At 63.5% G+C, this 27,000-nt stretch carries 25 protein-coding genes and 1 pseudogene; 16 read left to right on the top strand and 10 right to left on the bottom strand.

Features of this window, described 5'->3' with window-relative positions:
* Positions 1–21: 21 nt before the first annotated feature.
* Positions 22–429 (bottom strand): DUF2946 domain-containing protein, encoded by a 408-nt coding sequence (locus tag GXB81_RS04985; RefSeq protein ID WP_167043768.1) that lies wholly within the window; start codon positions 427–429, stop codon positions 22–24.
* Here GXB81_RS04985 and GXB81_RS04980 point away from each other — a divergent pair.
* Both GXB81_RS04980 and GXB81_RS04975 read left to right on the top strand, forming a co-directional pair.
* The gene (locus tag GXB81_RS04980; protein WP_167043769.1) at positions 428–628 is read left to right on the top strand and encodes a hypothetical protein; all 201 of its coding nucleotides are present in this window, start codon (positions 428–430) and stop codon (positions 626–628) included. The two genes, GXB81_RS04985 and GXB81_RS04980, sit on opposite strands and share 2 nt — an antisense overlap.
* The gene (locus GXB81_RS04975) at positions 625–2,775 is read left to right on the top strand and encodes a tetratricopeptide repeat protein (RefSeq protein ID WP_205988538.1); all 2,151 of its coding nucleotides are present in this window, start codon (positions 625–627) and stop codon (positions 2,773–2,775) included. The genes GXB81_RS04980 and GXB81_RS04975 overlap by 4 nt, the downstream gene beginning before the upstream one ends.
* A 29-nt stretch (positions 2,776–2,804) precedes the next feature.
* Here GXB81_RS04975 and GXB81_RS04970 read toward each other — a convergent pair whose 3' ends face one another.
* Positions 2,805–3,401: a molybdopterin-dependent oxidoreductase gene (locus tag GXB81_RS04970; RefSeq protein WP_167283117.1), complete on the bottom strand. Its 597-nt coding sequence runs from the start codon at positions 3,399–3,401 to the stop codon at positions 2,805–2,807.
* A 214-nt stretch (positions 3,402–3,615) separates the two neighbouring features.
* On the opposite strand from GXB81_RS04970, the gene GXB81_RS04965 reads away from it, so the two are divergent.
* Positions 3,616–3,753: a hypothetical protein gene (locus tag GXB81_RS04965; RefSeq protein ID WP_205988537.1), complete on the top strand. Its 138-nt coding sequence runs from the start codon at positions 3,616–3,618 to the stop codon at positions 3,751–3,753.
* Positions 3,754–3,764: 11 nt separating this feature from the next.
* On the opposite strand, the gene GXB81_RS04960 is transcribed toward GXB81_RS04965, so the two are convergent.
* Both GXB81_RS04960 and GXB81_RS04955 read right to left on the bottom strand, forming a co-directional pair.
* Positions 3,765–5,072, bottom strand: a complete 1,308-nt coding sequence (locus GXB81_RS04960) for a LysR family transcriptional regulator (RefSeq protein WP_167283116.1) — start codon at positions 5,070–5,072, stop codon at positions 3,765–3,767.
* 16 nt (positions 5,073–5,088) lie between these two features.
* Positions 5,089–5,238, bottom strand: a pseudogene (locus tag GXB81_RS04955) (GntR family transcriptional regulator); the annotation flags it as partial.
* A 404-nt stretch (positions 5,239–5,642) separates the two neighbouring features.
* Here GXB81_RS04955 and GXB81_RS04950 point away from each other — a divergent pair.
* Together GXB81_RS04950 and GXB81_RS04945 are read left to right on the top strand one after the other, a co-directional pair.
* Positions 5,643–6,488, top strand: coding sequence for a gallate dioxygenase (locus GXB81_RS04950; RefSeq protein WP_167043777.1), 846 nt, complete (start codon positions 5,643–5,645; stop codon positions 6,486–6,488).
* Positions 6,485–6,844, top strand: a complete 360-nt coding sequence (locus GXB81_RS04945; RefSeq protein ID WP_205988536.1) for a protocatechuate 3,4-dioxygenase — start codon at positions 6,485–6,487, stop codon at positions 6,842–6,844. The genes GXB81_RS04950 and GXB81_RS04945 overlap by 4 nt, the downstream gene beginning before the upstream one ends.
* 24 nt (positions 6,845–6,868) lie before the next feature.
* Here the strand turns inward: GXB81_RS04945 and GXB81_RS04940 are convergent, their stop codons facing one another.
* Positions 6,869–7,660: an MHYT domain-containing protein gene (locus tag GXB81_RS04940; RefSeq protein WP_205988535.1), complete on the bottom strand. Its 792-nt coding sequence runs from the start codon at positions 7,658–7,660 to the stop codon at positions 6,869–6,871.
* A 766-nt stretch (positions 7,661–8,426) separates the two neighbouring features.
* On the opposite strand from GXB81_RS04940, the gene GXB81_RS04935 reads away from it, so the two are divergent.
* Positions 8,427–8,747: a pyrimidine/purine nucleoside phosphorylase gene (locus tag GXB81_RS04935; protein ID WP_167283109.1), complete on the top strand. Its 321-nt coding sequence runs from the start codon at positions 8,427–8,429 to the stop codon at positions 8,745–8,747.
* Between the two features lie 77 nt (positions 8,748–8,824).
* Here the strand turns inward: GXB81_RS04935 and GXB81_RS04930 are convergent, their stop codons facing one another.
* Positions 8,825–9,550, bottom strand: a complete 726-nt coding sequence (locus tag GXB81_RS04930; protein ID WP_167043783.1) for a helix-turn-helix transcriptional regulator — start codon at positions 9,548–9,550, stop codon at positions 8,825–8,827.
* A 136-nt stretch (positions 9,551–9,686) separates the two neighbouring features.
* Between GXB81_RS04930 and GXB81_RS04925 the strand changes: the two genes are divergently transcribed.
* Positions 9,687–11,132, top strand: a complete 1,446-nt coding sequence (locus tag GXB81_RS04925) for an MFS transporter (protein WP_205988534.1) — start codon at positions 9,687–9,689, stop codon at positions 11,130–11,132.
* Here GXB81_RS04925 and GXB81_RS04920 read toward each other — a convergent pair.
* Positions 11,035–11,691 (bottom strand): DsbA family oxidoreductase, encoded by a 657-nt coding sequence (locus GXB81_RS04920; protein ID WP_205988533.1) that lies wholly within the window; start codon positions 11,689–11,691, stop codon positions 11,035–11,037. The two genes, GXB81_RS04925 and GXB81_RS04920, sit on opposite strands and share 98 nt — an antisense overlap.
* Before the next feature lie 180 nt (positions 11,692–11,871).
* On the opposite strand from GXB81_RS04920, the gene GXB81_RS04915 reads away from it, so the two are divergent.
* The 9 genes from GXB81_RS04915 to GXB81_RS04875 all read left to right on the top strand — a co-directional run bounded on the left by GXB81_RS04915 (position 11,872) and on the right by GXB81_RS04875 (position 24,657).
* On the top strand, positions 11,872–12,624 hold the full coding sequence (locus tag GXB81_RS04915; protein ID WP_205988532.1) for a 2OG-Fe(II) oxygenase: 753 nt from the start codon (positions 11,872–11,874) through the stop codon (positions 12,622–12,624).
* 89 nt (positions 12,625–12,713) lie between these two features.
* Positions 12,714–13,676, top strand: coding sequence for a LysR family transcriptional regulator (locus tag GXB81_RS04910; RefSeq protein ID WP_240159041.1), 963 nt, complete (start codon positions 12,714–12,716; stop codon positions 13,674–13,676).
* A 195-nt stretch (positions 13,677–13,871) separates the two neighbouring features.
* On the top strand, positions 13,872–15,239 hold the full coding sequence (locus GXB81_RS04905; protein ID WP_205988531.1) for a DUF308 domain-containing protein: 1,368 nt from the start codon (positions 13,872–13,874) through the stop codon (positions 15,237–15,239).
* 106 nt (positions 15,240–15,345) lie between these two features.
* The gene (locus GXB81_RS04900) at positions 15,346–17,337 is read left to right on the top strand and encodes an aconitase family protein (RefSeq protein WP_205988530.1); all 1,992 of its coding nucleotides are present in this window, start codon (positions 15,346–15,348) and stop codon (positions 17,335–17,337) included.
* A gap of 160 nt (positions 17,338–17,497) precedes the next feature.
* Positions 17,498–18,985, top strand: coding sequence for an MFS transporter (locus tag GXB81_RS04895; RefSeq protein ID WP_205988529.1), 1,488 nt, complete (start codon positions 17,498–17,500; stop codon positions 18,983–18,985).
* 195 nt (positions 18,986–19,180) lie between these two features.
* Positions 19,181–19,591: a BON domain-containing protein gene (locus GXB81_RS04890; protein ID WP_167283096.1), complete on the top strand. Its 411-nt coding sequence runs from the start codon at positions 19,181–19,183 to the stop codon at positions 19,589–19,591.
* A 576-nt stretch (positions 19,592–20,167) separates the two neighbouring features.
* Complete coding sequence (locus tag GXB81_RS04885) at positions 20,168–21,205, top strand: substrate-binding domain-containing protein (RefSeq protein WP_167043974.1); 1,038 nt, start codon at positions 20,168–20,170, stop codon at positions 21,203–21,205.
* Between the two features lie 474 nt (positions 21,206–21,679).
* Entirely contained in the window at positions 21,680–23,395 is a 1,716-nt protein-coding gene (locus GXB81_RS04880; RefSeq protein ID WP_205988528.1) for a SulP family inorganic anion transporter, read from the top strand.
* A 224-nt stretch (positions 23,396–23,619) separates the two neighbouring features.
* Positions 23,620–24,657, top strand: coding sequence for an aminotransferase class I/II-fold pyridoxal phosphate-dependent enzyme (locus GXB81_RS04875; RefSeq protein WP_205988527.1), 1,038 nt, complete (start codon positions 23,620–23,622; stop codon positions 24,655–24,657).
* A gap of 35 nt (positions 24,658–24,692) precedes the next feature.
* Here GXB81_RS04875 and GXB81_RS04870 read toward each other — a convergent pair whose 3' ends face one another.
* From GXB81_RS04870 to GXB81_RS04860, 3 genes are all read right to left on the bottom strand, one after another.
* Entirely contained in the window at positions 24,693–25,103 is a 411-nt protein-coding gene (locus tag GXB81_RS04870) for a hypothetical protein (protein ID WP_241016244.1), read from the bottom strand.
* A gap of 110 nt (positions 25,104–25,213) precedes the next feature.
* Complete coding sequence (locus tag GXB81_RS04865) at positions 25,214–25,852, bottom strand: LysE family translocator (protein WP_167043807.1); 639 nt, start codon at positions 25,850–25,852, stop codon at positions 25,214–25,216.
* A 194-nt stretch (positions 25,853–26,046) separates the two neighbouring features.
* Complete coding sequence (locus GXB81_RS04860; protein ID WP_205988526.1) at positions 26,047–26,946, bottom strand: LysR family transcriptional regulator; 900 nt, start codon at positions 26,944–26,946, stop codon at positions 26,047–26,049.
* Positions 26,947–27,000: the final 54 nt, after the last annotated feature.

Genomic DNA, 27,000 nt, shown 5'->3' with positions numbered 1-27,000 from the left:
CGCGATCAGAATCGGCAGCGATCAGGAAACGACAGGCGGGGCTCGTGGGCGTCCCGACGGGAACGCGCCAAGCGGTATGAAGCGGATGGACAGCGTGGGCGGCGCGGTGCCGGCAAGCGGCAGGGCGGCCGGAAGTTCGGCGACGGCAACCGTCGGCATCGCCACGTGATGTTCAAGCAGATGACAGTAGCCGCAGGCGCCGAATGCATCGTCGTGGCTCAAATGCACGGGCGCGGGACTCGTTTGAGCCACGAGCGCATTGCCCGCATCGCTCGCGCCGGACGGATGCAGCGCGGAACAGAGCGCGGCAACAGGCTCGTCCGCGCGGCCCGATGCGACCAATTGACTCACGAGCGGCGCGAACACGACAAGCCACATGGCGACGAGGCCAAGCCATGCGGTCATGCGGTGACGGGAGCGTGAAGTCATGATGATCGGGAAAAAGACCGCGCCGATTCTATCATCGCCGCGCGATCTTTTCTTTCGTGATGACAGGTATAGCAGCGGATTAGACGGCAAAAGGCCATTCATTTCGACGCGCTGGAACAGTGGCGAATCACTTAATCTGTCGGATCGCATTGCCGACATCCCGCGGAAACAGCGCAATATTTATCGCCACGACTCATGACGTCCATGCCGACGCTTGCCCCTTCCCTCGCCGACATCATCCAGCGCGCCGCTTCGTCGTGCTCGGCCGGACAGTACGCCGACGCCTCGCGGCTCGTCTTGCCGCTGCTCGACGATGCGAGCTTGCCGAATGATCGGCGTGCCGATGTGCTGAACATTGCCGGCGCGTGTTCGTTCATGTCGGGCCAGGTCGCGGACGCGGAGAACTACTGGCGCCAATGTTTGCATCTGAAGCCCGATTACGTCGCCGTGTATGCGAGTCTCGGCGCGCTGCTCCGATCGCTCGGTCGCCTCTCCGCCGCGAAAGCGATGTATCTGCAACTAGTGGCGCGGTGTCCGCTCGACGCGGATGCGCATTGTCAACTGGGCAGCGTGCTGCACGGGCTCGGGTACAGGGACGAAGCGCAGGCGTCGTATCGCAAGGCATTGACGATTCGCCCCGATCACGCCGAAGCACATTACGGCCTCGGTATCGTGCTGAGCGAACTGCGCCGCCCGCATGAAGCCGAAGTGGCTTATCGGCATGCGCTGTGCGGACTGCGCGGTCATGCGGAATTGCACAACAACCTCGGCAACGTGCTGCTGGAACTCGGGCGTCTCGCGGAGGCAGACGCGGCGTATCGCGAGGCGCTGACGCTCAGGCCGCAGTATCCGGAAGCGCTCAACAACCTGGGGGGCGTGCTGAAGGCAACGCAACGGCTCGCGGAGGCCGAGCTGGCTTGCCGGCTTGCACTCGCTATCCGGCCCGATTACGCGGAGGCGCATCTGAATCTCGGCTCGGTACTGGTCGACCTCGAGCGAGTACCTGCAGCGGAAGAGGCTTATCGCGCAGCGATTGCTCATCGCGAGAACTATGCGGAGGCGCATTACAACCTCGGCATTGCGCTGTTCAGGCAGGAGCGTTTCGAGCAGGCCGAACAGGCCTATCGTGACGCGATTCGCTGGCAACCGGACCTCGTGCATGCGCATAACAACCTCGGTTGCGTGCTGCGCGTGCGGGAACGTTTCGCCGAGGCAATCGAGGTATTCCGGCGCGCGCTCGCTCTATCTCCACAACTGGCGCCGGCGCATGCGAATCTCGCGGCTGCACTCGCGCAGCTGAGACGGTTCTCCGAGGCCGAGAGCGAGTATCGCGCGGCGCTGGCCTTGCAGGCCTGTTATAGCGAAGCGCGTTTCGGTCTTGCCGTGGTGCTGCTCGGCATGGGCCGCTTCGACGAAGCCTGGCCACTCTACGAGGACCGTTATGAGCAGCCCGGTTTCATTCACCGCAAGACGCGCGAGATGCTCAGGTGTCCGCAATGGACGGGCGACACGCTGGCGGGCAAGTCGGTGCTGGTTTGGCAGGAGGACGGTCTTGGCGACGTGCTGCAATTCAGCCGCTATTTTTCGTTGCTGAAAGCGCAAGGGGCCGCGCATATCGCGTTTGCGTGCGTGCCGGCGCTGCATCGGCTGATGGCGGATGTCGATGGTATCGATGCCGTGTTCGATCACAGCAGCGCACTCGCGCAAATATCGGGCTACGACTGCTGGACCAGTCTTCTGAGCGCGCCGCTGCATTTCCGCACGACTGTCGAGACGATTCCCGCGCCGCTACGATTCAGGACCGATCCAGCGCTTGTCGAGTCATGGCGTTCCGCATTGGACGCACTGCCGCCGGGGCCCAGGATCGGTCTCGTCTGGAAAGGCAACGCGAAGCATCACAATGACGCGAATCGCTCGATTCCGTCGCTCGCCACGCTCGCGCCGCTCTGGAGCGTACCGGGCCTGCGTTTCGTGAGTCTGCAGAAAGGGCAGGGAGAAGACGAAGCGCGCCATCCACCGGCGGCTCAACCGCTGCTCGACCTTGGCGCTGACGTGAAGGATTTCGCGGACAGCGCGGCGATCGTCGCGCAGCTCGATCTCGTGATTTGCGTCGATACGTCGATCGCGCATCTGGTCGCCTCGCTCGGCAAGCCGTGCTGGGTGATGCTGCCGGAACGCGATGTCGACTGGCGCTGGATGCACGAGCGCGACGATTCGCCGTGGTACCCCCAATCGTTGCGTCTGTTTCGCCGGGCGCCCGGAGAGGATTGGGCGGTATCGGTCGAGCGCGTGCGGCAGGCGTGTGTCGAACGATTCGGTGCCGCGCTTCGCGAGGAAGCGCGCTGATTCCTTTCAGGCTGCACCGTAGGCCGTCTTTATGCCTGCGTCACCTGGATGTGATAAAGCCCCCACGGCGACAACTCGAAGCGGTCCTTGAGCGGTTTGGTGGCCAGTTCGGGAAGATGGTCCGCGTCGAAGATCGCCCATAGCGGTCCCAGGCCACCGAGCGGCAGCGGCTTGCCGTCCATCTGCGTCGCGAGAATGAAGCGATACGCACGCACCGTGTCGAGTGTCGTCATCACGGCGTAACCGTCGACCGCGTGCATCACGATTTGCGTGCTGCCGGCATCGGGCGCGCCGACGTGAGCGAGTACCTCGGTGAGCAATGGGCCGCTAAACGTATGCTGATGCGAATCGTATTCGATGGTGGGGCGAATCGTCACTTGCTTCATGCTGGCGAGCAAAGGCAGATCGATGCCATAGGCTTCCGAAAACCTGATCTGATGCTTGGCCAGCAACTGATCGAATGACGGGTCGAGTGCGCCGCGATTGCTGCGTTTGATCGAACCGGATATCGTCAGGATAACTGGCGAGGGGGCGCAGCGAGCGCTGTATTCGCGCTGTGCGCCGAATGCGGGCGTGGCTGCCGCACCTAGTACTGCTGTGCGGGTCAGGAATTCGCGTTTATTCATTGTATTTTCTCCGGGCGTCGTTGAGGCACGGCCTGGCCAGGCGAGGCCGGCGTGCCCTATATTGTCGGGGAATTGCCGCCTTGCGTGATGCGGTTGTGCTTTATTTTTACTGAGTTTGCCATTTGCTTTTTACTTCCACAATGATTTCTGGCTTACAAAAACATTGAGAGAACTTTGCGTGGCCTGGAAAGCAACCTGGGAGACAAAGGGGGCAATGAACGAACTCAAGTACGTTGCATTCATCGGCTTCGGAGAAGCGGATGGTATCGAATACGGAACGTTGCCGACTCTGTTCGATTGGCGCGCGTTTTTCGATAGCCTGCCGGACAGGGGGCGAGAGTCCAGGGGCTGAAAATCGCACCGCTAGTTCGCACCGATACTGACCGTGCGCGTCACGTCGACCACCGACAGGCGGATTGCATCGATCAACGCACGCGCGGCCGGCGAGGGCGTACCCGCCGCGCGCAGCGTCAGGCCGATATTGCGCCGCGTGTTGTACAGCGGCACGTCGAGTGCCACGAGTTGTCCTGATTGAATCTCGTGATGCAGTTGCTGCGCCGAGAGTGCCGCGGCCATGTCGGTGCCGAGCAGTAGCCCGCGAATTACCGCAAAGTCGGCGGTCTCGACTGTCGGTAGCGGCGGCTTGACTTTCAGGCGCTTGAATTGCGTTTCGAACAATGCGCGCGCGGGTGCGTTGCTGCGCGGCAGAATCCACTGCGCGTCGCGCAAGTCCATGATGGTCAGGTTGCGCGCCTGGGTGAGCGGATGATCTCGCCGCACCAGTATCACCATGTCGTCCGACATCAACCGCTCGTTTTTCAGGCCGCTCGTCGCATCGTTGTCGCGCAGCGCGCCGAGAATAAAGTCGATGTCGCCCGCGCGCAGACCGGCCACCAATGTCTCGTACGAGCTTTCGTCGGTCACGACGCGCACGCCCGGATTTTCCGAGGACATGCGCGCAATCGCCTTGGGAAGAATCAGCGTGCGTCCGAGCGGCAACGCACCGACCGTCACCGCACCCTGAATCTTGCCGTGCAACGCGGCGATATCGTCGGGCACGTGGCGCAATTCGTTCAGTGCGCGCCGCACGTGCAGCAGAAACGTTTCGCCTTCGGTCGTGAGCAGAATGCCGCGCGGGCTGCGATGAAAAAGACTCAGACCCGAACCGCTTTCGAGCACGCGAATCGCAGTGCTTACCGCGGGTTGACTGATGCCGAACGTTTTCGCGGCACTCGGCATATGCCGGTGCCGCGCGAGCGCCACCAGCAGTTGCAGGCGCCGCGTGTTGAGCAGATAAGCGGGCAGCGCGCCTTCCGCAACGGGCCGGCGGCGCGTCTGACGCGCGGCACACCATTGCGCGAGTTCTTCCAGTTCGGCGAAGATGCGCTCGCAGCGATGCAGCACCGCGCGGCCGACCGGCGTCGGCAGCATGCCCGATGGGCCGCGATCGAAAAGCGGTTCGCCGAGTGCCGATTCGAGTTCCTGCACGGAACGCGTGACCGCGGACTGAGCGCGAAACAACGCGGCCGCCGCGCGCGTTGCGCTGCCCATTTCGGCGACGAGTCTGAAGGCGCGCAACTGCGCGAGATTGAGCAGGTCTTTGCCGCCCGCCGGCAACGGCGCTTTGGCCGAAGCGGGGCCGTGTTCCGTCGATGCGTTGTCGTTCGTCATGCCGCGCCCGTCATCAGATCGTCCGCACATGATGCAGCGGCGTGCGCGATATACCGAGCCGCTGCGCGAGCCGTGCTTCCGCGAGACGCCGACCCGGCGATGCTTCGCCCGGGAATATCTTCCCGCGTAACGTCTGGACAATCGCTGGCTGGGTCGTCTCGTTCATGGGTGTCTGACTCGTCGGAAGCTCCGAAGTATAGCCACGCGTATCACACCGCACCAAGCTTTAAAAAGTGCTTTGCGAGTTCTTTTCCCGAGCATCTGTTTTATTTATCGCATGCGGCGCCATGAGGGAGAAATACGAAGTTCTCAGCGTGGCCTTGGAATACCGGCGAAGCCATGCGCGGCGCGGCTTGCGGCGATGTCCGCCGGTTTGCCCGGCACGCATTTGCACGGTTTCGGGCCATGATTCCGGCGCAGAATGAGGTTTACCCGTACTTCCTGTCTCGCGGCACAATTCCTATCTTTGTATCCCAAGACGGTCGCGTTGGGTATTGCGGTGCAGACGGGCGATACAGACGGCGACCTATCCGATCGACACGCGGCACGAAGTGACGGAAGAGAGCGAATATGGCAAGGATCATTGGTGGCATCGGCACGTCGCACGTGCCGACAATCGGCCTGGCGTACGACAAGGGCAAGCAGAACGACCCGGCGTGGGCGCCGCTTTTCAAAGGTTATGAGCCGGTGGCGCAATGGCTCGACGAGCGCAAGCCCGACGTGATGGTGATGTTCTACAACGATCACGCCAACAGCTTCTTCTTCGACTGCTATCCGACTTTCGCACTGGGCGTGTCGGCCAATCACGAATTCGCGGATGAAGGCGCGGGCAAGCGTCCCTTGCCGGATATCGCGGGCCATCCCGATCTCGCGATTCATATCGCCGAGCAGATGGTCAACGACGAATTCGATCTGACGATCTTCCAGGACCGCCCGCTCGATCATGGCTGCAATTCGCCGCTCTCGCTGATGTTGCCGCATCAAGGCGGCTGGCCGCTCTCGCTGGTGCCGTTCGAAGTGAACGTGCTGCAATATCCGTTGCCGACCGCGAATCGTTGCTACCGGCTCGGCCAGGCGCTGCGTCGCGCGATCGAATCGTTCGAGCAGGACCTCAAGGTCGTGGTGGTCGGCACGGGCGGCCTGTCTCACCAGGTACACGGCGAGCGCAGCGGCTTTAACAACACCGAATGGGACATGGAATTTCTCGACCTGATCGTCAGCGATCCCGAGCGTCTTGCCGCGATGAAGCACGTCGACTACGTGCGTCTTGGCGGCGCGGAAAGCGTCGAGACGATCATGTGGCTCGCGATGCGCGGCGCGCTCGGTTCGAAGGTCCGCGAACTGCATCGCAACTACTATCTTGCCACCAGTACCGCAATGGCCGTGACGATTTATGAAGAAGAGGTGGGGCAATGAATCCGCAACTGATCGGTGTCGAAGCATTGACCGGCACGTATCCGTTCGACATTCGCCAGAGCATGAAGGCGATGCGTCTGAACCGTTTCTTCTGGCAGATGCGCGAGGCGCCCGCGCGTGCGCTGTGGCTCGAAAACCGCGCGGCCGCTTACGATGCGGCGGCTCTGACGCCGCAAGAGCGCGCGCTCGCCGACAACACGGACTGGATCGGCCTGATTCGCTATGGCGTGTGCTTCTTCGTGCTGGAGAAGTTCGCGCGTGTCGTGAAGATCACGAACCTCGGCATGTACGCGAGCATGCGCGGCGAAACACTCGAAGCATTCCTGAAAACGCGCCGGGTGCCGGAAGCGGTTTAAACGCTGCATGGCGGCAACCGCTCATTAGCGCGTCGTGCCTCGAATGCGTTCGACGTGATCGTCGAGTTGCGCAACCGAATCGTCGAGAAACTTGGCGCGCGCGTCGAGGTGAAAAACTATCAGCGTGACGGCGAGAATCACGATTGCCGCCAGTGTGACCGCGGTTACGAGCCATTCGGGCCTGACGCCGCCCGCCGCGCCGCAGATCGAGCCGACGGCGAAATCCGCCGCGGCCATGCCGGTGTAGTGCATGCCGGCAATCGCCACGCCCATGACCAGTGCCGTGCCGATGCGTTTGGCCGTTACGTGCCGCCGCTCCGCAGTGCGCAGCGTATAGGCGCTCCAGAGCGCTACTGTGGACGCGGCAATCGCAATCGCGATCGACGCGATGAAAAGAACGGGGTCGTAGTGAATCGCGGGAGACATCAACATCGCGGCCATGCCGACGTAATGCATGCTGGCGATGCCTAAACCCATGAGCACACCGCCCGCGAACAGGCGGAATATGCCGAGGCGTTTGCGCGTGACGGTCTGCAATGCGAACCACGACACCAGTACCGCGATGGCGAACGAGTAGATCGTTATTCTGAAATCGTAGCCAATCGGAATGCTGAGCGAGAAAGAAAGCATGCCGATGAAATGCATCGACCAGATTCCGGCACCCATTGCCAACGCGCCGCCGGCGAGCCATATCTGGCGTCTTCTCGCATAGGCGAGCAGCGAAATGCGATCGGCGAGATCGAGTGCGGTGTAAGAGGCGAGCGTCGCAATGAGTAAGGAAATGGCGACGAGCCACAGGTTGTAGGTGCTTTGCATAAGTCGATGGCTTTTGTGATAGCGCGTATAGCGATTATTGGCAACCTCGCTGGGATTTTTCACCCATGAAAAATCCGACCCTGCAAACCGCATTGGCCTGTGCGGTTATGTTCTTTCCACGCTTCTTTCCGGCTATACCCCGATACAAGCCGCACTATGGAAAAAAAGTCCGGTCGAGTGTAATACAGATTTGAGAAATTTTAATTAAGGATTGGATACGCAGACAGGATTTTCTTCAATCAATACCGAGTGAATTGTTAAATTCTCATGCGTGCGCAATAAGCTGTGTCGCCGTGGGAAAGAGCGGATCGGGAGAAACCCCGGGGATGCTTTTCACGTCCTGCTACGGTATAACGCCAGCAGGGGATCAATGTTCTTTCTGCCTGCCGGGGCACGCAATGAGACAAGACAGGACGTGCGATATAGTCGCGAGCGGTGCGCGCATTTCGCTGATGACCTATGCGGACACCCTTACTCCGCCATGGCCGCGCAGTCCGGCAATCTCGACTTCCGAATAGCGCGCCGGACATTCGACCTCGAAGATCGCAGCCTTTCTTGCGGCAATGTCGTTTGACGACACTTGTCCGGTTGCCAGGTACACCGGCGATTACCGCCGCCGAACGCTGCCAATCGCCGTGAATAGCCATGTATGATGGCGGACTCGCGCCCGCATTCGAACGCCGCGCGAGCGGCCTGCACGGATGTCGCGCGCGCTGGCCGCCCGGGGGCCGCGCATCCATTCACGATGATCCAGAGGAAGACCGCCATGACGGCTGCAACACAATTCGATCAGGTTTCCGTTGTCAAACGAGCCAACGTCTATTTCGACGGCAAGTGCGTTTCGCACACGGTTCTGTTTGCCGACGGCACGCGCAAGACGCTCGGCGTGATCCTGCCCTGCACGCTGAACTTCGGCACCGACGCGCCGGAACTCATGGAAGTGCAAGCAGGCAAATGCCGTATTCGCCTCGACGGCAGCGACGAATGGAAGGCCTATGGCGAGGGCGAATCGTTTTCGGTGCCGGGCAAGAGCCGTTTCGATATCGAGGTGATCGAAACGCTCGACTACGTTTGCAGCTATCTGTAAGAGCGGGTAGGGCGCATGCGGTGGGGGATGCCGCATGCACCTCGCGCCGGCAGCCCGCAGCCGCATGCCACGCAAACTTACTTCCTCTGATCGTCCGTATCTTCGCCCAGGTCATCCACTGTTACGCCCAATTTCTCATACAGCGCCGTCCGGCCCAGCGGTGTAACCTGCACCGCCCGCGATGAAGACGCGCGCCGCAACCAGCCGTTCTCGCACAGCATCGACATGAACCTGACGCCGAGCGGGCCGGCGAGATGGTGTTGCCGCTCGGTCCAGTCGAGGCATTGGCGTGCGATGCCGTGCTTGCCCGGTCGCAGTGCTGCGACGTCGATACCGAGTTCACCGAACCACCGCGCGCCGGCTTGCGTAACTTCCAAACGCTTGTCTTCGCCGGGCGCGAGAAGATCGCGCTGCATCAACTGCTGCGTGATCGCCACGCCGACCTGACCGGCAAGATGGTCGTAACAGCATCGCGCGAAACGCAATTGCCGCGCATCGCGGCCACGCGGTTTGCGGCGCGCCGTTGCTGTGGCGCCGATTGCCGCGAGGTTTTCGAGTAGCGACGCCACCTGCGTATCCGCGAGTCGATAGTAGCGGTGGCGTCCCTCTTTTTCGACCGTGATGAGGCCACCGTCCAGCAGCCTGGCGAGGTGGCTGCTCGCGGTTTGCGCCGTGACGCCGGCCGCGTAGGCCAGCTCGCCGGCGGGCAGCGCGCGGCCATCGGCCAGTGTCATCAGCATGGCCGCGCGGGCCGCATCGGCGATCAGGAACGCCGTCGCCGCGATTTTCGGTTGAACGTCCATCTTCGTCTCCTGAGCATTGACCGATAGCGTAGCCCAAACTCGTGCCCGGATACTTCGACGCGCATCGAAGCATCGCGGCCCCTCGATCCCCGATACTGAAGCGATACCAGCCATGTTTTCAAGGGGGACTCGCCCGATGAACGCTCGAATACGGCAACGGACCGTGCTGCTTGCAACGAGCCTCAGCTATGTCGTCGTGATCCTCGATACGTCGATCGTGAACGTCGCATTGGCGCCGATATCGGCGAGTCTTGCGACCGGCATGAGCGGGCTGCAATGGGTCGTCAATGCTTATACGCTGACCTTCGCGAGTCTGCTGTTGTCGGGCGGCACGCTCGGCGACCGGCTCGGCGAGCGCAACGTGTATATTGCCGGTCTCGCGATTTTTACCGTGGCTTCGGCGTTGTGCGGCGCGGCGTCCGGCCTTGCAATGCTGATCGGTGCGCGCATTGTGCAAGGTGTCGGGGCAGCACTGCTGGTGCCCGCTTCGCTTGCACTCATCAATCGCGCGTGCCCGCATCCTCGCGAGCGCGCGGCCGCATTCGGCGTATGGGCCGGACTCGGGGGCCTCGCGATGGCGGCAGGGCCACTGATCGGCGGTGTGGTGATCGGACTGGTCGGCTGGCGCAGCATTTTTTTGCTGAACGTTCCCGTGTGCCTTGCCGGCATCGCGTTGGCGTTCAGGGTGGCGATGCCGGCGAGAGAGCCGGGCGGTGCCGCGCATCGTTTCGATATCGCCGGGCAGATCGCCGCAATCGTGACGCTCGCGCTGCTCAACATCACGGTCATCCGTTTGCCCGCAGAGGGATGGTCCGCGCCGCCCATTGTCGTGGGCATCGCGGCAACACTGCTCGCGGGCTGCATGTTCGTCGCAATTGAAATGAAGAGTGCGCAGCCGGTTTTGCCTTTTGGCCTGTTTCGCCATGCGGGCTTTTCCTGCGCGATTTTCGTTTCCGTGGTTTCGGCTTTTACGTTCTATGGCCTGATATTCGACCTCAGCCTGTACTTCCAGCATCAGCTCGACTACTCGCCGATGCGGACGGGGCTGGCCTTCCTGCCGCTCACGATCGTCGTGCCGATCGGCAGCCTCGTGTCGAAACGCGCCGTGGCCTGGCTGGGACCGAGGCGTCTCGTAGCCGGTGCGTGCATGCTCACGGCGCTTGGCTTTACCGGTTTGTGGGCGATCGTCTCCTGCTTTTCCGATGCGCCATTCGCGTCGGCCTTGCCCGCGATCGGTCTTGCCGCGAGCCTGATTACCCCCGCCACCACGGCGACCCTCATGGCATCGGTCGAGATCGATCGCTCCGGTATCGCGGCGGCGGTGCTCAATGCCGCGCGTCAAACGGGCGCGGTGCTCGGCGTCGCCATTTCGGGGAGCATGCTCGCGCTACAGCATTCGATTGCCGACGGCATGCGCGGCGGCCTGTTGCTGTCGGCTGCGTTGTCGATGGCAGCCGGGATCGTCTGGTTTTCAGCGTATGCCGTCAGCTCAATGACGCCTCGCCCTTCGCGACGATCTCCTCGATCACCTGCACGAACTGCTCCACCGGCTGCCCGCCCGTCACCAGATAGCGACCGTTGAAGATGATCGATGGTACCGATTGAATGCCCATCTGCTGATTGTTCTTCTCTTCTTCGCGCACCTCGTCGGCATACGCGCCGCTCGTCAGAACTTCGCGCGCTTCTTCGGCATCGAGTCCCACCGACCGCGCTGCTTCGATCAGCACGTCACGGTTGCCGGGGTTCTTGCCGTCGGCATGATAGGCGCGCAGCAGCGCGAGCTTGAGCGGCAACTGCTCGCCCCGGATGCCGGCCCAATGCAGCAGACGGTGCGCATCGAACGTGTTGTAAGTGCGTGTGCGCGGACCGAAATCGAAGCCGACGCTCGCGCCGCGTTCGCGGATCATCGCCTGCGTTTCGGCGATCTGCGCGGGCGTGCGCCCATATTTTTTGCCGAGATATTCGACGATGTCTTCGCCGTCAGGTCCCATCTGCGGATTCAGTTCGAACGGATGCACGGCGATTCGCGCGTCGACGCTGTCCTGCAGACGCGCGAGCGCAAGCTGCAGCGACGACAGGCCGATCGCGCACCACGGGCAGGCGATATCGGAGACGAAATCGATGGTGAGCTGCTGTTTCATTGCGGTCCTTGAAGGGAAGAAGTGCCGTGAAGTTCGCGGAATGCGGGCGCGGCGAATTCCGACAGCGTAGCGTGAATCGTCGGCGCGTGCAGGGCCGCCGAATATGAGCGCAAGACCCGGAGTGTTTTCGTGCAGTCGTACTCGTACACTGACGTTATCGATTCCCTTCACGCCACCTCGATGACGACTTCACACCCCACGGCGCTTCTCGCCACCGCATCCGCGCCCACCATCGACCGGCGCGTCGACACACTCGACTGGCGCCGGATCGAGCTGGACCTCGATCAATACGGCTGCGCGGCCGTGCCGCAACTCGTCACGGCGCACGAGTGCGATGCGCTCGCGGCGCTTTATTCGCGCGACGGTCTTTATCGTAGCCGTATCGTGATGGGCCGTCATGGTTTTGGCCGCGGCGAATACAAGTACTTCGCCTATCCGCTGCCGCACATCATCGGCGAATTGCGCGGCGCGATCTATCCGCATCTCGTGCCGGTCGCGAACCGCTGGAACCAGGCGATGGGTATCGACGTGCGTTATCCGCCGCAGCACGCCGATTTCATTCGACGTTGCCATGACGCGGGCCAGGTGCGTCCGACGCCGCTGATCCTGCAATACGGCGAGGGCGATTACAACTGCCTGCATCAGGACCTATACGGCGAACACGTGTTTCCGCTGCAGGTTGCGATCCTCTTGTCGGAACCGGGGCGCGACTTTACCGGCGGGGAGTTCGTGATGACGGAGCAGCGGCCGCGCATGCAGTCGCGTGCCGAAGTCGTGCCGCTCGCCCAGGGCGATGCAGTGGTGTTCACCGTCAACAGCCGGCCCGTGCAAGGCGCGCGCGGCCTGTATCGCGTGAATTTGCGTCATGGTGTGAGCCGTCTGCGTTCGGGACACCGGCATACCATAGGCATCATCTTTCACGACGCGCTATGACAGCCATGGCGCGACGACGCACTCCATGAGACGATAAGGGCCACGATTCCAGCGTTTCTTCGCGGCACTCGAAAGCCGCGCCACGTCCCATGGAAAACCTGCTCAAGAAACTCGATCTCACTTCGCTGCGCCTGTTCGTCGCCGTCTGCCAGGAGCGCAACATCGCGCGCGCGGCAGAGCGCGAATTCATCGCGTCGTCGGCGGTGAGCAGGCGCATTGCGGAGATCGAGGCCGTGATCGGTCTGCCGGTCATTCAACGGCAATCGCGCGGCATTACCGTGACGCCGGTCGGCGAGACCGTGCTGCGCTACGCGCTGGCGATCATCGGCAATATCGAACAGATGAGCGCCGAGTTGTCGCGCTTTTCATCGGGTGCGAAAGGGCGCGTGCGCGTGGTGGCGAATCTTTCGTCGATCGTGCAGTTTTTGCCCGAAGACGTTGCCGCATTCGGCCGCGCGTTTCCCGACGTGTCGATCGAACTCGAAGAGGAAAACAGCGCGGACGTCCTGCGTATTGTCGACGAACACGGCGCGGACTTCGGCATCTGTAATCCGGTCGCGGGCAGCGAAGCGTTCGAGCAGGCACCGTATCGGCAGGATCGGCTCGCGGTGCTGGTGCCCGGCGCTCATCGGCTTGCGAGCGCGTCGCGCGTGGCGTTCGACGATCTGCTGCACGACAGCTTCGTCGGCCTGCGCAGCGAAAGCGCGTTGACACGTCTGCTGACGCAGCAGGCGGCGAATGCGAGCCGGCAACTCGACGTGCGGATTCGCGTGAGCAGTCTCGACGCGCTGTGCCGGATGGTCCACGCGGGTCTCGGCATTGCGGTCGTGCCGGAGCCGGTCGGCCTGCTCTACGTGAATACGCTCGACGTGCGGCTGCTGGCATTAAGCAATGCGTGGGCCGAGCGCCATCTCATCATGATCTTCAGGGCACGCGAGCAATTGAGTGCGAGCGCGGCGGCATTGGTCGCGTTTCTCGGCGATCAGGCCTGGTCAGGCGGTCGTCGGCGCAGTGGTGGCACGGGGGAGATCTCGTCGGAATCGTCGCTATGAAAATGATGGGTTTTGACGTGCGATTCGCATATGGCGATCCACTGACAGACCGATAGCCATGTCTATTCATTTTGGAATATTGAGTGAATATTTCGAAAGTCGTATTCCTTTATGTTCACTACAATAGTGTCGGCCAACGTGACTGCGCTATACGCTTGCGTTGAACCTTGTATCGAAAAGGAGCACGGAATAGCTATGGTGAGGCTGGTACTACTCCTTCTTGGTGTGGCGTATCTGCGCAGACGTGCCCGCATGATTTTCCTGATCGGGTCGATCTGGATCATTGCGGGCCTGGCCATCTTTATCGACGTGATTCTCGGTGTGCACCAGTTTCCGATTATCTTTTTCGCGTGGCTGTTTCTGGCGGAAGGGCTCGCAACGCTCGCGGTCGCCTGGACCGGCGTGGGCGGACAGCGAGCGCTACGGTACGTCAAGGGCTTTGCCGTCGTAGGAGCGGCCGGACTGATCTTTGCCGGGCATCATCACGGAAATTTCATTCTGTCGATGATCTTCGGCACGCTCTTTCTCGTCGATGGACTTCTGCAATGCATAGCGGGCTGGGTTGTCCGCTATCGCCGCTGGAAGATCGCATTTTCGTGGGGCGTGGTTGAAATTCTTATTGCCGTTTTCTTCTACCAGCCCTATCCGACTCATTATGTTGGCACTTTGCCGTATGCCTTGAGCCTGTTCCTGTTCTTCGGCGGATTGAACATGATCTCGCTGGCATTCCGTGTGCGGCGCCTTGCCAGCAATCCCGCACTGCGTCGTTCGCAGCGCTCCGCGCTACTGCCCGATGTCGATGCGAACGCGGACAGCCGCGTTTTCGATCGCACCGAGTGGGATGGCCCGCCCGAGGATGAGGAGCGCGCCCTGACGGTTCATGTCTGGACCCCCTCAGGATCATCGCGGGCGCCGGCGCAGCGTCATCCGGTGATTGACCGCTATATCGCCGCGGTCGACGCCAATGGCGTGATCTCGACCGGCCACGCGGCACTCGAATCGCCCGAAGGTATCTACATCAGTCTCTACCCCGGTGTCGAAATCGATCGTTCACCTGACGAGTTCGGCCGTATCCTGCGGGCCAGCGCTGAGAACGACGTCCCCGGCCTGTTTCAGCCCGACTATGCGACCGAATCGAAGGCATGGTGTCCTTCGACCGTTCGCGTGCGGATTCGAAATTACGATGCGGCTAAACTTCAAACGTTTTGGGAAAGCTACCGGCGCGATACCAATTACAACCTCACCCACCGGAATTGTTCGAGCAGCGTTTCGTACGCACTCGAAGCGGCACTGGACGGGGCAGTGGGCCGGTTGCGCGGCGATCGCACGGGCTGGGGCGCGTTCCTTCGCGTACTCGTCACGCCGGAACTCTGGGTGGCGGCGCAGATCCGCAAACGTGCGGTCACGATGGCCTGGACGCCAGGTCTGACGCTCGATTACGCCCGGGCGCTGAGCATGCTCGCCGACCCGCGTCCGTTTGCGTGGTGGAAGGCTGCCCGGATCGCGGTCGGCAAGCTATTCGATCAGAAAAGGGCATGGCGCGAGCAGGATACGTCCCGCTGAGGCGGCACGCCGCCGAGCCCTCGCGAAACGAGACGGCAGCGTTGCTACACCGGCACTTCGGCATCGACCTTGCGCGCCGTATAGTGAGCGCAAGGAGAATGCATTCATGAACGATACGATTCGTCTGGACGGCCGCGTGTTGTACCTGTCGCAAGATCCGTCGGTGATCGATGCGCAGCTTGCCGGCCGGAATTTCACGCGCGCGAGCGCCGGCCCGTTGCGCGACAACGTCTCCACCGACGAGATCACGCCCGTCACCGTCATGCTCACGTACGACGAGCGCCTCGGCCAATACCCCTACGTCGGCTTCAAGGCGGGCGAGCGTCTGCCGATCGGCCGCAACGCGGTGAAGGACGGCGGCTTCCAGGTTACCGTGGCGGGCAAGCGCTACGGCAAGGGTTCGTCGCGCGAGTCGAGTCCGCTCGCGGAGTTGTCGGCGGGTATCCGGCTTATCGTCGCGGAGAGCTTCGAGCGCATCTATCAGCAGAATTGCGACAACATCGGCATTCTGACCACGACCGATTTCTCGGTGCTCGACCGGCTGCTCGCGGGCGAGTCGATTGCGATCGACGAATTTCTCAAGGGACGCGACGCGCTCACGCAGCAGATCATTCGCAGCGGTGGTCTGCTCGCATACAGCAGATTCGCGGACTGGCCCGCGCCGGGCCAGCGCGGCAGCAGCGCCGCGAGCGGGGCGGCAAACGATGAGGAAAGCGAAGAGACAAGCGCCGAACCGAAGACGCTGGCCGAGAAAATCATCGACCGTCATCTGCATCCGGGCACGGCCAGCGCCCGGCGCGGCGACGGCGTATTCATCGCGGCCGACTGGCGCTTCAGCCACGACTACTTCACCGGCATGTGCGCGCATCTGATGCATCGTGCGTTCGGTAAGCCCGCGCCGCTCCACGCGCCCGATCACATCATCGCGTTCCAGGATCACCTCGTGCTCGCGCCGCAAAGCATTCCGCACGTGCGCGATGGCCTGTTGCCTGGCGTCGCGAATCTGATGGCAGGGCACACCTCGTTCTCGCGAGACTATCCGGTGCGCTCGCACGGCTCGCTTGATGACAGGTTCGATGGCGCGCCCGGCTCCGAGGGCATCTGTCATGCGCTGATGGCCGAGCAATACGCGTTGCCGGGGCAGGTCGCGTGCGGTACCGATTCGCACACGCCGCATTCGGGCGCGCTCGGTTGCCTCGCGTTCGGCGCGGGGGCGACGGAAATCGCCAATAGCTGGGTGACGGGCTACGTGCGCTGCAAGGTGCCGGAAACGCTGCGCATCGAGATCGACGGCCATTTGCACGATGGCGTGACCGCCAAGGACGTCGTGCTGCATCTGCTGCATAGGGATGCGATCCGCTCGGGCGGCGCGATCGGCCTCGTGTTCGAATACGGCGGCGCGGCCGTGCGCGCGATGTCGATCGACGAACGCGCGACGCTGACCAACATGGTCGCGGAACTGGGCGGCTTCACCGGCATCGTCGAGCCGGACGAGCGCACGGTCGCGTTCCTGAAAGAACGCCGCGGCATCGATTTCGTGCTGGAAAGCTGGATGACAAGCGACGCGGGTGCGACCTATCGCGACACGATCCGTATCGACGCGAGCCGCATCGAGCCGATGCTCGCGCGTCCCGGCGACCCAGGCAACGGCGTGCCTGCGCAGCAACTGGGCGAGGACGTCGCAATCGATATCGCGTACGGCGGCTCGTGCACAGCGGGCAAGCGCGAGGACTTCGATTTCTATCACGACGTGCTACGTTGGGGTGTGCAGCACGGCATGCGCGTGCCTGAGGGCACGCGGCTCTATCTGCAATTCGGCACGATGGCGGTACGCGCGTATTGCGAGGAACAGGGCTATCTGCCGGTGTTCGAACGCGCGGGCGTGACGCTTGTGATGCCCGGTTGCGGCTCGTGCGCGAACTGCGGGCCGGGACAATCGGCGCATGCGGGCGACGTGACGATCAGCGCGATCAACCGCAATTTCCCGGGCCGTTCGGGGCCGGGCGAGGTGTGGCTGGCGAGCCCCTACACGGTTGCGGCCAGCGCGCTGGCCGGAAAAATCACGAGCTTCGAACAATTGAAGCGCGCGCACGGCTAGAATGCAGGCCGGGCTCCGGCCAGGCCGTATCGAGGTGCGTGCGACGCGCGACAGAACGCAGGGCCGGCAGCGAAGCGGTCCCAAAGCGGTCTAGGCAAGCCCCGTTGTCTTGCCGGACAGGCGGCCGTCATGACAGTCGCAACACCTGGAGACATACAACATGACATCCCCCGATCAAGCGGGGTCCGTCGCGCGCAGCGACGGCAACGCGGCGCATGCCGGCAGCGCCGCCGAGCGCATCGCGCCTCAGGCGGACGACGCAAACCATGCCGCGCCGCTCGACGCCGGCAGCATTTCCGCGCGCCTCGACCGGCTGCCCGCCACGCGCTCGATCTGGAAGCTCGTGGTGCTGCTGAGCCTCGGCTTCTTCTTCGAGCTTTACGATCTGCTGTATTCCGGCTATGTCGCGCCGGGTCTCGTCAAAAGTGGAATCCTGAGCGCGACCACGCATGGCCTGTTCGGCTCGACCGGCGTCGCGAGCTTTATCGCGGCGCTGTTCAGCGGGCTGTTTATCGGCACGATCGCATGCGGTTTTCTCGCGGATCGCTTCGGGCGCCGCGCCGTGTTCACGTATTCCCTGCTGTGGTACATGGTGGCCAATGTCGTGATGGCGTTCCAGGACACCGCGACGGGCCTCAATTTCTGGCGCTTCGTGGCCGGTGTGGGCATCGGCGTCGAACTCGTGACGATCGGCACATACATCTCCGAACTCGTACCCAAGCAGATTCGCGGCCGCGCATTCGCCTGCGAGCAGGCGGTCGGCTTCACGGCCGTGCCGGTGGTCGCGTTTCTCTCGTTCCTGCTGGTGCCGCGCACGCTGTTCGGTCTCGACGGCTGGCGCTGGGTCGCGCTGATCGGTGCGCACGGCGCGCTGTTCGTCTGGTGGATTCGCCGCGCCTTGCCGGAAAGTCCGCGCTGGCTCGCGCAGCAGGGACGCCTCGCCGAGGCGGAGCGCGTGATGAGCGCGCTCGAAGCGGCCGTGCGCCGCGAATACGGCCGCGAGTTGCCGCCGCCCGCGCCGCCGGTGCCGGTCGCGCCGCGCGGCAGCTTCCGCGATATGTGGGTGCCGCCGTATCGCAGCCGCACGCTGATGATGACGATCTTCAACATCTTCCAGACGGTCGGCTTCTACGGCTTCGCAAACTGGGTGCCGACCTTGCTGATCAAGCAGGGCATCACGATCACGACGAGTCTCATGTATTCGAGCGTGATCGCGCTGGCGGCGCCGCTCGGGCCCGTGATCGGCCTCTTTATCGGCGACCGTTTCGAGCGCAAGACCGTGATCGTCGTGATGGCCGGCGTGAACATCGTGTGCGGCTTGTGGTTCAGCCAGGCATCGGGCGCGGTGCTGCTCGTGAGCCTCGGCGTGTGCCTGACGCTTGCGGGCAACATCATTTCGTACAGCTATCATGCGTATCAGTCGGAGCTGTTTCCGACCAGCATCCGGGCGCGCGCGGTGGGCTTCGTATATTCGTGGAGCCGTTTTTCCGCGATTTTCACGGCCTTTCTGATCGCGGCGGTGTTGCGCTACTTCGGCACGACGGGCGTGTTCGTGTTCATCGCCGGGGCGATGCTGATCGTGATGCTCGCGATCGGTTTGATGGGACCGCGTACGAATGGGCTCGAACTGGAGAAGATCTCGAAGTAGCGTCGGCCGAACCCGGCCATTCCACGCGGTTTTTTCCGCTTGCTTCAGCGCTGCCGCCGGTCACGGTTGTTCACCAAAACGTGTATTTGCACATCGACAAAGTTGCGTAAGATGTGCGAAGCACTTTGAAACAACATGCCGGCGCGATGCGTGTGTTTTTGCGCCGCCAACCTGAAAACACCCGAGAGGAGCCGCATGAACACGAACGGGACGAGCAGTATGATCGGCGCGGCGCTGGTCGCGCTCATCGCAAGTTGCGCGAGCTATGCGAATGCCGGTGAGGTCATGAGCGCGCCGGCCGGCGAGGCCGCGCACATGATGACGGTCTCGGCCTCGCCGCCCGGACGCAGGTCGGACGACGCGATCATTCTCGACGTGCGCCGCGCCCTCAGGCGCGTACCGGATCTCGACGATTCGGGGATTCGCATCAGGGCGCGTCGCGGTGTCGTCACGCTCACGGGGACCGTGCCCGAAAGCTGGCAGATCTCGCGCGCGGGCAACGCGGCACGCTCGGTGCGCGGAGTCACCGGCGTGTCGAACCGGTTGACGGAGCGCAAGAAGAACATGGCGGCCATCGGGCAAGGTCACGCGTCATTGGCTGGATAGGTTCGTCGCGGGTTGTGGATGTCGTGTTGCGGTAGTGCGTTCTGCCGCAACACGACGCGTACTGTTCTTTCGGGCAGCGGCGTCCGGCCACGGCAATACGAAATACGCTCACTGCCAACGGCGCGGAATGCGCCGTTACCTGGCACACAGGCGGTGTCTTCGCGCATCGCTCATCTTTTTGCTACCCATGTCTCGCGTGTCTTCCCGACGCGCGCCAGTCAAACTCCCGACAAACCCCGATTGCGGCCGATGCCGCTGGCCGTCGTGTTCGTGCGTACGATGGTCTCGAGCGCGCCTGTGCCGCTCGGCGATCCCTATGCGCTATATCCGGCCATGAGCACCGAGCGCACAAAAATTTCACCAATGGAGCCGCGGAGCAATCATCGCGTCATTCTGCCCGCCTATCATGGCGAGCAGATCGCGTCGATCGATCAGACCAGAACGCCGCTAGCGGTAGTCGATACCGTGGCGTTTTCGTTCGACGCCGCGCCTGTCCCGCTGTTCGACGAAGCGGGCGGCGCGCCTCTCTCACGCCGCATCGCGAACGCGCATGGCGGCTCGTCGAAACAAGGCTTGATGGAGAACCGCGTGGCTACACTCAAGGATGTCGCGGAACTGGCCGGCGTGGGCATGTCGACCGCCTCACGAGCCATTTCCGGCAAAGGACCGGTTTCAGCCGAAGCCGCCGCGCGCGTGAAAGCGGCCATCGAGACGCTGAACTTCCGCCCGTCGTCGATCGGCCGGGCGATGGCGACGCGGCAGCTCGGCATCATCGGTATTTTCGTGCCGACGTTTTTCGGTTCCTACTACGGCACGATCCTGAAGCAGACCGATACCGAACTGCGCGCGGTGCATCGCCACGTAGTGGTCGCGACTGGTTGCGGCGAGGGATCGCCGCGCGAGCAGGCGATCGAGGCGGTGCGCTTTCTGATCGGCCGCGATTGCGACGGCGTGGTCGTGATCAGCCACGACCTGCATGACGAAGACCTCATCATGCTGCATCGGATGCACCCGAAGATGGTGTTCCTCAATCGCGCGTTCGAGCAGTTGCCGGATGCGTCGTTCTGCGCGGACCACCGGCGCGGCGGCGAACTCGCGGCGCGCACGCTGCTCGATTTCGGCCATCGCGAGATCGGCGTGATTGCCGGGCCGGCTAGCGCGTCGGACAACGTGATGCGGATCGACGGCTTTTTCGCCGAACTCGCGCGCGCCGGCATTGCGCGCGAGGACGTCACGCTGATCGAATCGGACTTCTCGCCCGAAGGCGGTTATGCGGCCGCGCAGAAGCTGCTCGATACGAAGCGGCGCGTGACGGGCCTGTTCTGCGCAAACGACACGATGGCGGTGAGCGTGCTCGCGCGTTTTTACGAGGCGGGCATTTCGGTGCCGAACGATATCTCCGTGATTGGCTACGACGACGATTACTCGGCCCCTTATGCGGCGCCGGGGCTTACGTCGGTGCATATTCCGACCGCCGAGTTGACGCGCAACGCGGTGCGCTGGCTCATCAACGCGTGCTATCGCACCACCTGGGAGATTTTCCGCGAGTTTCCGGTCAGCGTGACGATGCGTGCGTCGGTGGGGCCCGCGCCGGATTCGAGGAAGACCTCGTGACGAGACTCCGTGTTTTCAGCGGGTCTCACGACCGGCCTCTTTAAGACAGTTGTAATACCGCGCAACAGTGCTTTGCGGTTTTCCCTCATTTAATTCGCGGACAAAACCCTTAAACTCTCCGGTAACAAGTTGTTACGGGGTGACCGTGATGTTGGCCGTCTTTCTGATCGCCTGTCCTTTCTGCATCGCTGCGTTGTTCGGTTTTGCACGCCATGTGGACCCGCAGACAGGGCAATTCAAACGTTAAATCTTCGGGCCGGTTCGGTTCGCGCGCGAGCCGTGAAGAACCGTGAAGCGCTTCGTTCCTGGTTAGGTTGTCGTCAGCTTCGCTAGCGGCGGAAGCTGGCTTTCTTTCGTTCTGCTTTCCTGTTTCCGGCTTCCCGGCCACCTGCCCGATCATTCGTCAGGTCTTGTCTTTGCGTGCCGGTTCAGGGCACGATGCGCGATAAGCTTTGTTTAGGGGCAGTATCGCGTATGCAAGAATTTCTGCAAAAAATAATGACGGTGCGCGTGAGCGTACTGAAGGGCGTTCTTCCGTTGAGCCGCGCCGCGGCGGCGCGCGATGCGCTGGCCGGCGTGCAGCTTGCGTCGATGGATATTCCGCAGGTGCTCGGCTATGCGCGCATCGCCGGCATGCCGGCCGTCGCCGGGCTTTACACCGCTTTCCTGCCGCTCCTCGCATTTGCGTTTTTCGGCGCCTCGCGGCATCTCGTCGTTGCCGCCGATTCCGCCACCGCGACCATTTTCGCGAGCCGCCTCTCGACCATGGCGCCCGCTTCGAGCGCGGAATACGCGGCGCTTGCGGCGATGGTCGCCTTGCTGACCGCGGCGCTGCTGCTCATCGCGCGCATCTTCAAGCTCGGCTTTCTCGCCGATTTCCTCTCGCGTACCGTGCTGGTCGGCTTTCTCGCCGGGGTCGGCGTGCAGGTCGGCATTGCGATGCTCGGCGACATGCTCGGCGTGCCGGGACATGCCGCGAGCAGCGTCGACCAGTTGCTGCTGGTCGTGCGCGAAGCCGCGCAGATTCATCCCGCGACGCTGGCGATTTCGCTGCTGGTGGCCGCCACGATCCTGTTCTGCAAACGCTTCTGGCCGCGTCTGCCGGTGCCGTTGATCGCGGTCGTGGCGGGCATTGCGGCGAGCGACGTATTCGGTTTCGCGGCGCACGGCATCTCGATTCTCGGACCCGTGGCGGGCGGCTTGCCGCCGCTGCGCGTGCCGTCGGTGACGTGGCAGCAGATGCTCGATCTGCTGCCGGTGGCGGCGTCCTGCTTCGTGATGATCGTCGCGCAGAGCGCCGCCGCGAGCCGCGTGTTCGCCGAGCGTTATCACGAAACCGTCGACACCAACGCCGACCTGCTCGGCATCGCGGCCGCCAATGCGGTGGCGGCGTTCTCGGGCGCGTTCGTCGTCAACGGCAGTCCGACGCAGACCGCGATGGCCGATCGCGCGGGCACGCGCAGCCAGTTCGCGCAGCTCGTCTTCGCGGCCGTGGTCGTGGTGGTGCTGCTGTTTTTCAGCCGCTATCTGCAATATCTGCCGCACTGCATTCTCGCGAGCATCGTGTTTACGATCGCGGTCGGGCTCGTCAATCTGTCGGCGCTGTCCGCGATTCGCCGCGAGAGTCCCGGCGAATTCGCGCTCGCGGTGTTCACGGCGGCGGCCGTCGTGCTGATCGGCGTCGAGCACGGCATTCTGGTCGCGGTCGCCTTGTCGCTGCTGCGTCACGTGCGCCATAGCTACCGTCCGCACACGATGATGCTCGCGCCCAACGGCGACGGGCTGTGGGTGCCGGTGCCGGCCGTGCCCGGCACCGAGACCGCGCCGGGCCTGATCGTCTATCGCTTCGGCGCCGATCTGTTCTACGCGAACGACCACTTTTTCGTCGAGGACGTCAGCGGCCTGATCGGGCATGCGCCGAGCGCGGTGCGCTGGTTCGTCGTCGATGCGAGCGCGATCACCGATCTCGACTATTCGGCGGCGCGTTCGGTGGGCGAGTTGTGCGCGTCGCTCAAGCGCGGCGGCATCGACGTGATCTTCGCGCGCGTGAACCGCTATCTGCGTGCCGACATGGACCGGCACGGGATCACGCCGATCGTCGAGGAGCGCTGCATTTTCGGCACCTTGCACGAGGCGCTGCTGATGGCCGGCGTGGTAAATCCGCATGAGCAGATAAAGGGCGCGCCTTGACGGATGCCTGGGGCTCGTTCATGAAGCGCAATGAAGCGGATGTCGTGCCACGGACCTCGCCGGGCGCATGGGCGCGAAGCCGTGCCTGAAGACGAAGCTGCGATAATGGCCGCCTCACCGCGCCACCGGCGGCCAAGCCTTCATACCGCCGGCGGCGCACCCGGTAAGCCCATTCCGGCCGCGTACCCATTGCGGGCGGCCCCCACTCAATGCAGACGCACCGAATGACTACTTTCAGTTTTCTCGACGACTACAGCGAAGGCGCGCATCCCGACATACTGCGCGCGCTGAGCGAATCGAACTACGTCCAGCAGGCCGCATACGGCGAGGATGCGTACTGTGCCGAAGCCACCGCACGCATCAAGGCTCGCCTCGGCGACGGCTTCGACGGCGCGATCCACTACGTCGCGAGCGGCACGCTGGCGAACCTCGTGTCGATTGCCGCCTGCCTGCGTCCGCACGAAGCCGTCATCGCGGCGAACTCGGGACATATCGTCGGGCGGGAGGCCGGCGCGATCGAGGCGACGGGCCACAAGCTCATCACGGTTCCCGGCGTCGACGGGAAGCTCACGCCGGAGCATATCGAGGCCGCGCTCGCCGGCAATGCGCATTTCCCGCACATGGCGAAGCCGCGCATGATCTATCTGTCGAACGCGACCGAAACGGGCACGCTCTACACGCTGGCGGAATTGCGGGCAATCTCGGCCCTCGCGAAACAGCGCGGCCTCCTGCTGTTTCTCGATGGCGCGCGCCTCGCGGCGGCGCTGGCCTCGGACCGCAACGACGCGACGTTGGCCGAGATCGCCGCGCTCGCCGACATCTTCTGGATCGGCGGGACCAAGGTCGGCGCGCTGCTTGGCGAAGCGATCGTCGTATGCAATCCGGCCTTGAAAGAAGACTTCGCGTTCCACGTCAAGCAGCGGGGCGCCATGCTCGCGAAGGGCCGGGTCTTGGGCATCCAGTTCCAGGAACTGTTCGGCAACCACGATCTGTTCTTCGCCAACGCGCGGCACGCGAATGCGATGGCGAAGAAACTCGCCTCGGGGATCGTGGCGAACGGTCACGCGCTCCAGGCGGAAACGGTGACGAACCAGATATTCGCGATCCTGCCCGATCCGGTCATTGCCGCCTTGAAGCGCGACTTCGCGTTCTACGTGTGGGGCGCGGCGCATGACGGTCATTCGGTGGTGCGGATCGTCACGTCGTGGGCTACCGAAGAGCGTCAGGTCGATGCCTTCCTGAGCCGGCTGGCGTTGGGCTGAGCGCTGATCCTTGGATGCCGGGCGCGGCGCGGCATCTACCGCGGTGGTGCGCCGGTGTCGTCCGCGAAAAAATAGCCGATGAAAAAGCACAGGCCCGCGAGCGCGATGCCGAGCCCCGCGACCGTATAGGCGAGCCTCGCGCCGTGCCACAGGCTGTCGAACCATTGATGCAACTGCGCCATCAGCACCGCCGCATTGCCGCCGATCTGCTGCAATTCGATCTGGTAACGCGGATCGACGGCGCTGTACATCGCGACCGCGCTATCGGGCGGCGGCGCGCTCGCATGAATGAACGCTGCCGCGATCAGGCCGGCGAGCAGGATCGCCGCGCCGCTCGCATAGAGCCGCTTTTGCAGCGGCGAGCGTGCGGTCGCGGGGCTGGTTTCGTTGCCGCCGCCGCTGCCTTTGCCTTTGCCTTTACCACTGTCTTTGTGGTTGCCGTTCATCGTGCCTGTCCGCGTGCCTGTCCGCGTGCCTTGTCGTGGGCCATGCTGCGTGCCCTTCGTATCGCAATGGCGCCAGTATCGCAGAGCGGCGGCGCACGCCGAAGCGTGGGCTAGTTTTTCGACGTCAGCAGCTTAAGCCCCGCGATGCCGAACATGATCGCGAGCGAGCCGTCGAGCCAGCGCCGGATCGCCAGGTAGATGCGCCGTGCCGACGCCGTGGAAAACAGCACCGCGTAGCTCGCGAACACCGTCGTGCCGATCGCCATGCAGCCGAGCACGACCGGCAGCACGTGCGCCGCGCCGTGTACCGGCGACATCGCGAGCGAGACGATCGAGAGCCACACGAGCACCGCTTTCGGATTCGTGAGATGCAGCAGCAGACCGCGCAGATAGAGTCGCCCGAGCGGCTCGTCGGCCCGCGCGCCGCCCGCGAGCGGTTTGCCCGCGCCGAGCGCCGAGCGCGCCGATTTGAAGCCGAGCCACAGCAGATACAGTCCGCCCGCGATCCGGATCGCGACGAGGCATTGCGAGTAAGCGGCCAGCACCGCCGACAAACCGAGCGACGCGAGCAACGCCCACGAGAACGAGCCCGATATCACACCGAGCGCGAACGTCAGCGCGGCGCGGCGGCCCGTGCTCATGGCGAGCGACATGATCGCGAGATTGCTCGGCCCGGGGCTCGCGGTGCCGACGAAATAGGCGCTGTAGGCGATCAGGACATCGGCGGTGAGCAGGGGGCTGGCGATCATGGCGGCGGGAGACGAGGGCGGATGGGGTACTTCACCTGATTCGGTGTCGGCAACGATTCTGCGCGCCGCTGCACGAAACTCACAGATACAGTTGCCCGCTCGCATGGCAGGACAATCGGCGCGCCGCGTGCGCGATGCACGGCGGCCGTGCTGGCCGTGCGTATTGGTGCGTATTGTGCCTATCGTGCGGCCGCTCAGCCACGCGTCCCGGCCGCTCCCGCCGCCTCCGCCGCTTCGGCAATACACTCCGCCAGCGCATCCGCCACCGCTTGCCGGCTATGCCGCGGACGCTGCACGAGACCGATCTCGCGCTGGAACGTCTGATCGCCGAGTTCGAGCGCGACGACGCTCGCGGGCCATTTGCCGAGCCCGGCCGTATCGGGAATCAGCGCGACGCCCATGCCGCGCGCGACCAGTTGCACGATCGCCTGCAATTCGTCGAGTTCGATCGCGTCGCGCACGGTCAGACGCGCGCGACGCAGAAAACGGTCGACGAGCCGCCCGCCGAACGAGGCGCGGTCGTAGCGGATAAACGGCTCGCTGCGTAGCAGCTCGCGCCACGAGCGTGCGCCGCGCGCGAGCTTTTTCGGCACGAGCAGCACGAACCGCTCGGCGACGAGCGTGCGCCATTCGAGTTCCGAGGGCAGCGCGAACGGCGGCTTGATGATGACGGCCAGATCGAGTTCGCCGGAATCCACCTGGCCGAGCAGGCCGAGCGATACGCCGGGCACCACGCGAATGCGCCAGCCGGGGCGGTCGTCGCGAAAGCGCGCGAGCGCGTCGGCGAGCAGCGACACCTGCGCGGACGCGATCGCGCCGACCCGCAGCATGCCGCTTTCCGCCGCGCCCGCGCCGCGTTCGGCGAGCCGCGCGTAGAGCGTCATGATGTCTCCGGCGAGCGCGAGCGTTTCGCGGCCGGCCTCGTTGAGCGTCGCGGAGCGGCCGGTGCGGTCGAACAGCGGGAAGCCCAGTTCCTGTTCGAGCCGCTGCATCTGCGCGCTCACGGCCGATTGCGTGAGGCCGATGCGCGCGCCCGCGCCGGAAAACGTGCCGTACTGGCTCACGGCGATGAAGGTCTTCAGTTCGCTCAGCATGTCGATTGATCGATTTTCGTGTTGGTCAGGTCAAATATATATCGTTTCTCAGCA

It is taken from the genome of Paraburkholderia sp. Ac-20336 (assembly GCF_017105025.1).
Classification (GTDB): domain Bacteria; phylum Pseudomonadota; class Gammaproteobacteria; order Burkholderiales; family Burkholderiaceae; genus Paraburkholderia.
This window is presented reverse-complemented; position numbering and strand designations above follow the sequence as displayed.

Excerpts from the sequence above, each read along its gene's own strand:
- GXB81_RS04980 (WP_167043769.1), top strand. The coding sequence starts at position 428 with ATGATGATCGGGAAAAAGACCGCGCCGATTCTATCATCGCCGCGCGAT.
- GXB81_RS04985 (WP_167043768.1), bottom strand. The coding sequence starts at position 429 with ATGACTTCACGCTCCCGTCACCGCATGACCGCATGGCTTGGCCTCGTC.
- GXB81_RS04975 (WP_205988538.1), top strand. The coding sequence starts at position 625 with ATGACGTCCATGCCGACGCTTGCCCCTTCCCTCGCCGACATCATCCAG.
- GXB81_RS04970 (WP_167283117.1), bottom strand. The coding sequence starts at position 3,401 with ATGAATAAACGCGAATTCCTGACCCGCACAGCAGTACTAGGTGCGGCA.
- GXB81_RS04965 (WP_205988537.1), top strand. The coding sequence starts at position 3,616 with ATGAACGAACTCAAGTACGTTGCATTCATCGGCTTCGGAGAAGCGGAT.
- GXB81_RS04960 (WP_167283116.1), bottom strand. The coding sequence starts at position 5,072 with ATGACGAACGACAACGCATCGACGGAACACGGCCCCGCTTCGGCCAAA.
- GXB81_RS04950 (WP_167043777.1), top strand. The coding sequence starts at position 5,643 with ATGGCAAGGATCATTGGTGGCATCGGCACGTCGCACGTGCCGACAATC.
- GXB81_RS04945 (WP_205988536.1), top strand. The coding sequence starts at position 6,485 with ATGAATCCGCAACTGATCGGTGTCGAAGCATTGACCGGCACGTATCCG.
- GXB81_RS04940 (WP_205988535.1), bottom strand. The coding sequence starts at position 7,660 with ATGCAAAGCACCTACAACCTGTGGCTCGTCGCCATTTCCTTACTCATT.
- GXB81_RS04935 (WP_167283109.1), top strand. The coding sequence starts at position 8,427 with ATGACGGCTGCAACACAATTCGATCAGGTTTCCGTTGTCAAACGAGCC.
- GXB81_RS04930 (WP_167043783.1), bottom strand. The coding sequence starts at position 9,550 with ATGGACGTTCAACCGAAAATCGCGGCGACGGCGTTCCTGATCGCCGAT.
- GXB81_RS04925 (WP_205988534.1), top strand. The coding sequence starts at position 9,687 with ATGAACGCTCGAATACGGCAACGGACCGTGCTGCTTGCAACGAGCCTC.
- GXB81_RS04920 (WP_205988533.1), bottom strand. The coding sequence starts at position 11,691 with ATGAAACAGCAGCTCACCATCGATTTCGTCTCCGATATCGCCTGCCCG.
- GXB81_RS04915 (WP_205988532.1), top strand. The coding sequence starts at position 11,872 with ATGACGACTTCACACCCCACGGCGCTTCTCGCCACCGCATCCGCGCCC.
- GXB81_RS04910 (WP_240159041.1), top strand. The coding sequence starts at position 12,714 with ATGGAAAACCTGCTCAAGAAACTCGATCTCACTTCGCTGCGCCTGTTC.
- GXB81_RS04905 (WP_205988531.1), top strand. The coding sequence starts at position 13,872 with ATGGTGAGGCTGGTACTACTCCTTCTTGGTGTGGCGTATCTGCGCAGA.
- GXB81_RS04900 (WP_205988530.1), top strand. The coding sequence starts at position 15,346 with ATGAACGATACGATTCGTCTGGACGGCCGCGTGTTGTACCTGTCGCAA.
- GXB81_RS04895 (WP_205988529.1), top strand. The coding sequence starts at position 17,498 with ATGACATCCCCCGATCAAGCGGGGTCCGTCGCGCGCAGCGACGGCAAC.
- GXB81_RS04890 (WP_167283096.1), top strand. The coding sequence starts at position 19,181 with ATGAACACGAACGGGACGAGCAGTATGATCGGCGCGGCGCTGGTCGCG.
- GXB81_RS04885 (WP_167043974.1), top strand. The coding sequence starts at position 20,168 with ATGGAGAACCGCGTGGCTACACTCAAGGATGTCGCGGAACTGGCCGGC.
- GXB81_RS04880 (WP_205988528.1), top strand. The coding sequence starts at position 21,680 with ATGCAAGAATTTCTGCAAAAAATAATGACGGTGCGCGTGAGCGTACTG.
- GXB81_RS04875 (WP_205988527.1), top strand. The coding sequence starts at position 23,620 with ATGACTACTTTCAGTTTTCTCGACGACTACAGCGAAGGCGCGCATCCC.
- GXB81_RS04870 (WP_241016244.1), bottom strand. The coding sequence starts at position 25,103 with ATGAACGGCAACCACAAAGACAGTGGTAAAGGCAAAGGCAAAGGCAGC.
- GXB81_RS04865 (WP_167043807.1), bottom strand. The coding sequence starts at position 25,852 with ATGATCGCCAGCCCCCTGCTCACCGCCGATGTCCTGATCGCCTACAGC.
- GXB81_RS04860 (WP_205988526.1), bottom strand. The coding sequence starts at position 26,946 with ATGCTGAGCGAACTGAAGACCTTCATCGCCGTGAGCCAGTACGGCACG.